We start from the raw sequence: 9,102 nt of genomic DNA on the forward strand, positions 1-9,102 counted from the left end.
GGCATTGGGCACTTGTACTGAGCGAACGCGAGTGCGTCTCGTAGAGAAGTCGAAGTATTGGGCATTGGTGATTGAGCATTGAGCATTGGTCATTAATAATTCTTCTTCCCCTGCTTCCCTTGCCTCCCCTGCTCCCTCCTCTCCCCATTCCCCATTCCCCATTCCTACATCTGTTCTGCTTAATAATAAATTCTGATCTTTTATAGTTTCCGAGTCCGAGGGTCAGCTGGCTCCACTAACATAAACTCCGGCTGAGTGAAGGACTCGGAACTTTTGGTAGAGTGTTCACACTGAAAACTTAGGCGTGAAGAGGGAAATAATCAGTAAACCTCAAGATTGGTTTGCCATTATACCAGACCAGAGCAATTACGTTGCTACTAATAAATCGTTTATTCGATCTGGTTAGGCAGAGTACAGCAATTGACATCATTCAAACAGACTTTGCCCCACTGTAAAGCCCAGCGGACAAGAGCTACTCGATTTTCTGTCTCGGTCTTGGTAAGAATATTACTGATATGGTTATCAACTGTACGCTTGCTAATCTCCAGTTTTCCTGCAATCTCTTGGTTAGTTAAGCCAGCGGCTACTAAGTCGATAATTTGCAGTTCTCTGTCTGACAGACTAACGGGGGTCTCAGACTTGCCACCAGCCATGACTATTTCTATCCTCCCTTGGTATATGTACTTAATCACTCTTTCTAATTCTAGAAGATTCTTTTGTTGGGAGGGGTTTCAAGTGTTAGCAGTAATCCGATTGTCAATATTTTCTTTGGATTTAAAATTGGCAAAAATATCAACTATAGTATCAAAAAAGTGCTTTATTACACTAAATAGTTTATAACGACCTAGTATTAATCCTTATGTTATTTCGGCAATATTCATAAGCATATAGATGTTATGGAGTAATAAAAATTGCTATTTCATTCTATGAAGGGCTGGCGACAGATTAGCGAAAATTGTTGTAGATTTTATACTGTAAATTCCTAATCCAAAATCGAAATCTAAAATCTAAAATAAAATGAGCAATCCCCGTATTTTGTGTCTCGGTGAAGTTTTGTTTGATTGTTTAGCCGATCAATTGGGGCTAAAGCTGGAAGAAGTAAAATCCTGGACTCCCTATCCAGGAGGGGCACCAGCTAACGTAGCCTGTGCTTTAGTGAAGCTGGGGACGCCAGCAGGATTTATCGGAGCCGTTGGTGAAGATGAACCAGGGAATGCACTGGTCAAGCTATTACAAGATGTAGGTGTAGAGACAACGGGGGTACAACGCCATCCTACAGCACCAACGCGGCAAGTTTATGTTACACGGGATTTAGCAGGCGATCGCACCTTCGCCGGATTTGGTCAGTATGATACCGCAGAATTTGCCGATACTCGCTTGCAAGCTAAACAATTGCCAAATTCGCTGTTTCAAGAAGCAGATTTTCTGGTTTTGGGTACTTTGGAATTAGCCTATCCTGAAAGTGAAGTGGCAATTCACCGCGCCTTAGAGTTAGCAGAACATTACGACTTGAAGATTGTGCTGGATGTCAACTGGCGTCCTGTATTTTGGGACGAGCCAAACATCGCTCATCAAAAAATTCCAGAATTATTTAAGCGAGTCGATTTCCTCAAACTCTCCAAAGAAGAAGCCCAATGGCTATTTGAAACCGCAGATCCCGGAGCCATTACTTACCGTCTAGCTTCAATTGAAGGAGTGCTGGTAACAGATGGGGAAAACGGTTGCACCTATTGTCTGGGTGAGAACGAAGGCAAATTACCTTCATTTTCTATCCCCGTAGTTGATACAACTGGCGCAGGGGATAGCTTTTTGGCAGGATTCATCCACCAATTGAGTCAGCATGGCATCCACAGCTTGCGGGATGCCGAAACAGCAAAACGCATCGTCACATACGCCAGTGCTGTTGGGGCACTGACTACCATTAAACCAGGTGCGATCGCTTCTCAACCTACTGCTGTTGAAGTCGAAGCTTTTCTAGCTTCACATCACCTCTAGGAACTAGCATAAGCCACTGGGATATCAGTCACCAAAGGCTGATACTCCCAATTAGAAAATGGACGAAAATCCTCATGCCATTCTGCGGTCATATTGCACAATAAACGTAGTTGGAGAGGTGTCGGTACTGGGTTAACGCGCTCAACGTGTACTTTTACAAGTTCAGGATTTCTGTTTTTGAGTTTAAAAACATCATCGACAATATATCGAGGGCAATAACCTACAATGTAATGATCCTCAGTGCATAAAAGTAATGCACGCGGCTCGTAGGAATTTTTAAATTCGTTAGCTAAATATAACAGTTCACCCGTTTGTAATTGATTAATTCGTTCAGTTGCACAAACAGGAAGGTGTCGTAATCCATGTGCAAAAAAATGGATGTGGTATAAACGATTTTCATCTGGTTCTGGACAGGGGAAAACCTCAAAATAATCTGTTACCTTGCGTCCACCACTCCGAGAAAGAATGCTAACTAGATCGTCTTCACCTTCCGGAATATTTAGTGATTCAATATAACCTTTGTAATCAGGGCGAGAGCGTCGCATTAATCGATTAGAAAACAATGGAAATAGTTCAACTGATGCATATTCTTTGTTCAAGTCTGGAAAGGAATACAATAGCTGAAAATTATGTTCAGCTTGAGCTTTTACAGCACCTTGCGTATATACAAATTGATATTTTTTCCCGTCAAATGTTAAGCGACCAATGGGAAGCCAAGCGCGACTTTTAGAATCTTGCCAAGCTAAAAAAAGTGTTTTCATAGTAGGGTGTCCAGCAGCTTATTTTGATTTAACTCCAATATTTTTTGTGCAAATTCAATTGCTGTTTGCGATATGCGATTAGATGGAATACGCTCAAAAAGCTCTAACGTATCATTGCTTGACACCCTTGCTAAATTATTTAACCACACCCTGGCTGCATCTGGATACCGTTGTTGCGCTTCACAAAATGCATTAAAAGTCTTGAGGGTTCTTTTATCATGAACTCTAGCATACAACGCAGAATTGCATCTTTCTACATACGCTTGGACAGAGAAGCCAGCGTCTTTTGTGATTAGCCTACTTTTCCTTTTAGAATCAGACTCGTTCCTACCGAGACATGAGGCGTGATCATAGGTTGGTACTAAATAGATATTCTCGTCCAAACTGATGAATGCCCAATTTTCATGGTGTCGATCACTATTCCCGATCCAAGCATCTAAAAGTAAATACCCAACAAAAGTTTCTGTCGCATAACTAATTCTCTCTGGTGGTGTCCAGTCAATAGGCAAATTGACTGAAGCATCTCCGATAGCATTGAATACATTATCTATTGTGTATTGGGACAGGTCTTTAGAATCTTGTGGATAATCAGATACTATCCGAGCCAGAATTTCATTACCAAGGATAAAGATTCCACCCTTTTGAGACGGCAAAAATGAGGGTGAAATGATGCCATTTTCACCATTGTATGCCGCCAGTTCATAATCAGCATGAGGTAGCCCAAGCAACTCGCACAAATTGGCTGCAATCTTCTCTGCCCAATTTTCTCCTGTGTTTGGTCTAGCTTTCTTGAATAGACAACGACCTAAATCCTGATGACGAAACCAGAACTTTTCTTTTGTTCCCAAATCCTCATCAGCCTCTGGGGCATCTAGGGGAACCTCAATGATAGGAAACTGCTCTGGGATAATTTATGGGGAAGCCTAATTTAGAGCAAATTATTAACTTCACCTATTATTAAATGTGTAATAGTCAATGGTTAGCCTTAGCTTGCTGCCATAGAGTATCAACAGTCACAAACTCATAGCCTTGTTGTAGCAGTTGCGGAATCAGAATTTGGATTGTGGCAGCAACATCTTGTCCACCACAAGCACCATCATGCAAGACAATCAGCGAACCATTTTTCACCTGCTGCATAATTCGCTCTACCACAGTGGTGACACCTGGTCGCACCCAGTCTTCTGGTACAACGCTCCACATTACTGGACGGTAATTCCACTGAAAGAACAATTTTAAAGTAGCAGGTGTAAATAAACCATTGGGGGGGCGGACATCTCGCACTTGTTCAGGTTGCAGATTGCAGGCATTGGAGATGGCAGCTTGAGTTTTTTCTAAACTGTCCTTCAGGTCATTTGGAGAAAGCATGGCAAAAGAGCGATGATCGTAGCCATGTAATCCGATCCAGTGGCCGCGATCGCTAACGGCTTTGGCAATGGCTGGTGAACGGTTGACGCAAACACCCAACCAAAAAAAACTCGCTGTAATCTTGTAACGATCTAACACTGCCAAGACTTCCGGTGTGTATTGAGGATGCGGCCCATCATCAAAGGTTAGTGCGATCGCTTTAGTATTGGGATTTCCAGCCCAAAGGCAGTTAGGAAAACTCGGCTGGAGAATGCGGTAGAAAATTGGGAACAGGGGAGCTAGCTGCATAAAGTTTTTTCTTTTTTGCGTAATCTTGCATAAATACACTGATTACTTAATGTTGATAACTGTTAAACGTGGGAACCATAGTTTAAATCGCTTATATCTGGAACTTACTTTTGTACAAACAGAGAGTTCCAGATACAAGCGCTCCTTATAGGTTAAAACATCAGAGCGATCACTTTGGTATGGCAATCACCACCCTAATATCAGTCGATAAAGGTCGGCTGGAGAATGTCAATACTCTATTTTGTAAAAAATCTGTAAGAGCAATACTTTTTGACCTAGTACTCGTCTAAATCGAGCATATATCTACGAATAAACACTGAATAAAATGTTGATTTTGTTCAAAGATATACGAGATTATCAAATTTCATTTCTGGGCTTGTTCCTAGTCGTGGGAATCAGTACACGAGACTGGACGTTGCGACCGGAGTTAATTGGGGTATTAATCACTACTTGTTTCCTAACCCAAACGGTATTGTCATTTGTTATTAGTCATTGGTCATTGGCAAATAACAAAGGACAAATTACGAATCTTCGCAGTGCTTTAATTACCTCACTCGGACTCAGTTTACTGTTGCGTGCCGATCACTGGACGACAATGGTAATAGCGGCAGCAAGTGCGATCGCTAGTAAATTTCTCTTCAAATTCGGTGATAAGCATTTCTTCAACCCTGCTAATTTTGGCATCATTTCCGCCTTGATTCTCACCTCCGATGCCTGGGTTTCGCCGGGACAGTGGGGTGAAGAGTGGTGGTATGCGCTGTTATTTGTCGGGACTGGGGGCATGATTTTGCAGCGCATTGGTCGCTGGGACACCACAGCCGCTTTTTTGGGTAGCTATTCCTTGCTAGAAGCGATTCGCAATCTCTGGCTGGGTTGGACTTGGGATGTTTACTGGCATCGGTTGATGAGCGGTTCGTTGTTGTTGTTCGCCCTATTTATGATTACAGATCCGCGATCGATTCCCAATTCTCGAATTGGGCGGGTAGTTTGGGCAGTTTGCATCGCTGGATTAACTTTCATCCTGCGGAATTATTTCTTTGTTCCCACCGCAGTCTTCTGGGCACTGTTCATCCTTGCCCCGTTGAGCATTCTGCTAGATATTCTCTGGTTAGCCCCACGATTTTCTTGGCAAAGGGGAGATGGGGAAGATCAGGGAGCAGAGGGAGAACTTTTACTCAGCACTCCCAACTCCTGTACAGACGCGATTAATCACGTCTCTACTCCTAACTCCCAACTCCTGTACAGACGCGATTAATCACGTCTCTACTCCTAACTCCCAACTCCTGTACAGACAGACGCGATTAATCGCGTCTCTACTCTTAATATAGAGGTATAAAAAATGAAGATTTTTCGACTTTTAACGCCATTACTGTTGACAATTGTAGCTGTGTTTTGCTTTGCACCCGCAGCTTGGGCATTTTGTGGATTTTATGTAGCTAAAGCTGATACGAAGCTGTATAACAAAGCTTCTCAGGTGGTGATAGCACGGAATGGCGATCGCACCGTCCTGACAATGGCAAACGACTACCAAGGCGAAGTCAAAGATTTTGCGATCGTAGTACCAGTGCCAACGGTGCTGCAAAAAGACCAAGTTCGTGTGACTGAACCCACGATTATCGAGCGCCTAGATGCTTTTAGTGCGCCGCGATTGGTGGAATATTTTGACCCAGATCCTTGTGCCCCACTACCAGTATTTTCCAGAAACGTATTTTTAAATTCAGCAGCAGTAGATAATTTTGCGGAAGTTCAGAAAACCGATCGCAGTTTGGGTGTGACGGTCGAAGCGAGTTTCAACGTGGGCGAATATGACATCGTTATCCTTAGTGCTAAAGAATCTGGCGGACTGGAAACTTGGCTGACACAAAATGGCTACAAAATTCCTCAAGGGGCGAAACAGTTACTTCAGCCCTATATCCGTTCCTCAATGAAATTCTTTGTTGCAAAAGTCAACTTGGATAAATTCGAGGAATCTGGTTACCAGTTCCTGCGTCCGCTACAAATTTCCTATCAATCACCCAAGTTCATGCTGCCAATTCGTTTAGGCATGATCAATGCCACGACAGAGCAGGATTTAATTGTCTATATCCTCTCGCCCCAAGGAGAGGCACAAATCACTAACTATCGGACGGTGAAAATCCCGTCCAACGTCAATCTTCCCGTGTTTATCAAAAATGAATTTGGTGAATTCTACAAATCCCTGTTCCAAACCGCTTACACCAAAGAAGGTAAGAGAGTCGGCTTTTTGGAATACGCTTGGGACATGGGTAGTTGCGATCCCTGTTCTGCCGATCCCCTTACCCAAGAGGAACTCAAGGAAGCAGGCGTATTTTGGCTAAGTGATAATTCTCTCACTAAGCAAACTAAGGCTACACCAATCCGCAAGTTTGCTCCTCCCGTTCTTAACAGTAACGTTTTTATCTCCCGTCTGCATGTCCGCTACACTCGCGACACATTCCCTGAAGACTTGACTTTCTTACAAACTGCCAACCGTGAATTATTCCAAGGGCGTTATGTTTTGCAATATCCATTTGAAGGGGAACTGAAGTGTGAGGCAGGTAAAGAATACAAACGGTCTTTGCCCAAGCGTTTTGAACAAGAAGCGCAGACTCTAGCTAAGTTAACCAACGGGAATATCCAAGATATTCGCAACAAAATGAAGCTGAGTGTCGGAAATCTCACATACTCCTGGTTGGAAAATGTCCAGTCCTGGTTTGGATTAGATTGAGGGGAGTGAGGAGCAGGCTTGCGTAAGCGTAGCCGAACGGGAGCAAGGGAGAAGAGTTTTCTTCTGTGCAAGAGCAGCACCCTGCCCCTGGAGCCTCTTTTCAATGCCTTGTTTGGCCAATGAATAAATCTTGACGAAAACTTTTTAGACTGTTGTTATACGTAATATTAAGATATTCTTGCTTTCTTCGCCAAGATTCTCATGGTTCAATTTGATGAACAGCTACGCCGCTTAGTTAGCGAAGCTTGTGAACACCCATCTGGAAGTCCTCAGCGTCAGAAGCTGCTCACGCAAATTATTCGCTTGACAGCAAGTAGACTATGGAGAGAAAGTACTCCTTACTATCAAGATGCACTACAACAAACTTGGTTATATTTCTGCCGCAATGTTTGTGAAGGTTTGACAGGTCAAATCTATAATCCCACTTATGGCAGTGTCATCACCTGGCTAAATGCTTACCTTAAACGGAGACTACAAGACTTTTACATTAACCAGAACCGGGAACAAGCCACAACAGTTCCTCTTTGGGTTCGTCAGTCTACATCGGGTGGAACAAGTGAAACCATTGATCCTGTAGATAACCTCCCAGCTGCTCCCCAAGCACCTCCCATTCTGGAAGACTTGGAGATATGGGCTAAGACAGATTCAGAAGGAGAACTGTGCGGTACTTACATTAAAGGGCATCCAAATGTGAATTGTCAGGTATTAATTCTCAAACGCCTACCCCCAGAAGTTAGCTGGAGAGAACTATCTGAAGAATTTGGGCTTTCAATTCCGACATTAAGCAGTTTTTATCAGCGCCAGTGTTTACCACGTTTGCGTAAATTCGCCGAATTGCAGGGATTGTTATAAAAATACGTTGTTTTAGGCTTTTCTTAATTCTCCTGCGATCGCAAATAGACCATGCTGTAGGGGCACAGCAATGCTGTGCCCTTACGAAAGATGTGGTCACTTAGTAATAGACAAAACCCAATCGCCTAAAAGTTGGTTTACTCTATCAGGTATTTCATCATGGGGACAATGACCGGCTCTTAGAAAATGTTCTCTGAGTTCAGGATAATATTGACGAAACTTCTGGGAACGTTCTCTAGCATTCATCCAAGGGTCAGCTTCTCCCCACAACATCAACAATGGACAAGCTAATTGCTTTAGTAACACATCAACTTTCTCCCCTTGAGGAGTGCTAAAGACCGACACAAATACTTCCATTGCACCAGGATCGTAAGCAGGGCGAGAAATTTCTTCTACTAACTGCTCTGTAATGGCACTCTTGTCAAGATAAACTTTTTCTAGAGTTTGGCGAATTACCCAACGTTGTCGCACGTATTGAAATAACAAAAACTGGGCTAAAGGTTGTTGAAAAATCCACTTAGTGCCGTCACCAAGAAGTTTCTGCAAAGTAGCGGATTGTTTAGGAGCTTCAATTTCTGATTGTAAAGCTTCAGGCTCAGATGTCGGCTGGCTTTCGCTAAAAGGCCCTGCACTATTGAGCAAAACTAAACCCGCCGCACTGTCAAGACGTTGTGCTGCAACACATAAGCTAGCATAGCCACCAAGGGAATTACCTGCTAATACTGCTTTTTGACCAATTACTTCAGTGATAAAATCATGGAGTTGGTCGCGCCACAAGTCAGCGCTATACTGCAATTGCGGTTTTGCCGATCGCCCGAATCCCAAAAGATCGATCGCAAATACTTCAAAATCTTGACACAATCCTGTGATATTCTTGCGCCAGTGGTCTGTGGAAGCACCAAATCCATGTACCAAAAGCAAGGGCGGACGTTGCGCTTGCTTCTCTCCCGCACGCACATAGTAAACGTTGTGCCCGCGCCACTGCCAATATTTACCAGGAATTGGGGTTGTAGAGGGGGCTGTAGTTGCCTGCATGATTCAAAGAATTGTTAAGTAGCTTTAATAATTGTAAGCTAGGTGGGGAGTAGGGAGTGGGGAGTAGGGAGTGGGGGGAGC

Annotated in this window: 9 protein-coding genes; 4 read left to right on the top strand and 5 right to left on the bottom strand. The window is 43.4% G+C overall.

Annotated features, from left to right (window positions below; translation table 11 throughout):
- Positions 1 to 389: 389 nt before the first annotated feature.
- Positions 390 to 653, bottom strand: a complete 264-nt coding sequence (locus tag ACFFAP_RS31725) for a helix-turn-helix transcriptional regulator (protein WP_069073632.1) — start codon at positions 651 to 653, stop codon at positions 390 to 392.
- A 364-nt stretch (positions 654 to 1,017) separates the two neighbouring features.
- On the opposite strand from ACFFAP_RS31725, the gene ACFFAP_RS31730 reads away from it, so the two are divergent.
- On the top strand, positions 1,018 to 1,995 hold the full coding sequence (locus ACFFAP_RS31730) for a carbohydrate kinase (RefSeq protein WP_375514940.1): 978 nt from the start codon (positions 1,018 to 1,020) through the stop codon (positions 1,993 to 1,995).
- Here ACFFAP_RS31730 and ACFFAP_RS31735 read toward each other — a convergent pair.
- The 3 genes from ACFFAP_RS31735 to ACFFAP_RS31745 form a co-directional block, all read right to left on the bottom strand.
- Complete coding sequence (locus ACFFAP_RS31735; protein WP_375514941.1) at positions 1,992 to 2,756, bottom strand: HIRAN domain-containing protein; 765 nt, start codon at positions 2,754 to 2,756, stop codon at positions 1,992 to 1,994. The two genes, ACFFAP_RS31730 and ACFFAP_RS31735, sit on opposite strands and share 4 nt — an antisense overlap.
- Positions 2,753 to 3,604, bottom strand: coding sequence for a HipA-like protein (locus ACFFAP_RS31740; RefSeq protein WP_375514942.1), 852 nt, complete (start codon positions 3,602 to 3,604; stop codon positions 2,753 to 2,755). The genes ACFFAP_RS31735 and ACFFAP_RS31740 overlap by 4 nt, the downstream gene beginning before the upstream one ends.
- A gap of 124 nt (positions 3,605 to 3,728) precedes the next feature.
- Positions 3,729 to 4,409, bottom strand: coding sequence for a polysaccharide deacetylase family protein (locus ACFFAP_RS31745; RefSeq protein WP_375514943.1), 681 nt, complete (start codon positions 4,407 to 4,409; stop codon positions 3,729 to 3,731).
- A gap of 331 nt (positions 4,410 to 4,740) precedes the next feature.
- Between ACFFAP_RS31745 and ACFFAP_RS31750 the strand changes: the two genes are divergently transcribed.
- The 3 genes from ACFFAP_RS31750 to ACFFAP_RS31760 all read left to right on the top strand — a co-directional run bounded on the left by ACFFAP_RS31750 (position 4,741) and on the right by ACFFAP_RS31760 (position 7,986).
- On the top strand, positions 4,741 to 5,664 hold the full coding sequence (locus ACFFAP_RS31750) for an RnfABCDGE type electron transport complex subunit D (protein ID WP_375514947.1): 924 nt from the start codon (positions 4,741 to 4,743) through the stop codon (positions 5,662 to 5,664).
- A gap of 84 nt (positions 5,665 to 5,748) precedes the next feature.
- The gene (locus ACFFAP_RS31755; protein WP_375514944.1) at positions 5,749 to 7,134 is read left to right on the top strand and encodes a DUF2330 domain-containing protein; all 1,386 of its coding nucleotides are present in this window, start codon (positions 5,749 to 5,751) and stop codon (positions 7,132 to 7,134) included.
- Between the two features lie 201 nt (positions 7,135 to 7,335).
- Positions 7,336 to 7,986 (top strand): sigma-70 family RNA polymerase sigma factor, encoded by a 651-nt coding sequence (locus ACFFAP_RS31760; RefSeq protein ID WP_375514945.1) that lies wholly within the window; start codon positions 7,336 to 7,338, stop codon positions 7,984 to 7,986.
- Between the two features lie 96 nt (positions 7,987 to 8,082).
- On the opposite strand, the gene ACFFAP_RS31765 is transcribed toward ACFFAP_RS31760, so the two are convergent.
- The gene (locus ACFFAP_RS31765; RefSeq protein ID WP_375514946.1) at positions 8,083 to 9,021 is read right to left on the bottom strand and encodes an alpha/beta fold hydrolase; all 939 of its coding nucleotides are present in this window, start codon (positions 9,019 to 9,021) and stop codon (positions 8,083 to 8,085) included.
- Between the last annotated feature and the right edge of the window lie 81 nt (positions 9,022 to 9,102).

Origin of the sequence: uncultured Nostoc sp. (assembly GCF_964245575.1) — a bacterium.
Lineage (GTDB): Bacteria > Cyanobacteriota > Cyanobacteriia > Cyanobacteriales > Nostocaceae > Nostoc.

Bases quoted from the DNA above. Each gene is read 5' to 3' on its own strand.
- ACFFAP_RS31755 (WP_375514944.1), top strand. From the start codon at position 5,749: ATGAAGATTTTTCGACTTTTAACGCCATTACTGTTGACAATTGTAGCT.
- ACFFAP_RS31730 (WP_375514940.1), top strand. From the start codon at position 1,018: ATGAGCAATCCCCGTATTTTGTGTCTCGGTGAAGTTTTGTTTGATTGT.
- ACFFAP_RS31725 (WP_069073632.1), bottom strand. From the start codon at position 653: ATGGCTGGTGGCAAGTCTGAGACCCCCGTTAGTCTGTCAGACAGAGAA.
- ACFFAP_RS31760 (WP_375514945.1), top strand. From the start codon at position 7,336: ATGGTTCAATTTGATGAACAGCTACGCCGCTTAGTTAGCGAAGCTTGT.
- ACFFAP_RS31735 (WP_375514941.1), bottom strand. From the start codon at position 2,756: ATGAAAACACTTTTTTTAGCTTGGCAAGATTCTAAAAGTCGCGCTTGG.
- ACFFAP_RS31765 (WP_375514946.1), bottom strand. From the start codon at position 9,021: ATGCAGGCAACTACAGCCCCCTCTACAACCCCAATTCCTGGTAAATAT.
- ACFFAP_RS31745 (WP_375514943.1), bottom strand. From the start codon at position 4,409: ATGCAGCTAGCTCCCCTGTTCCCAATTTTCTACCGCATTCTCCAGCCG.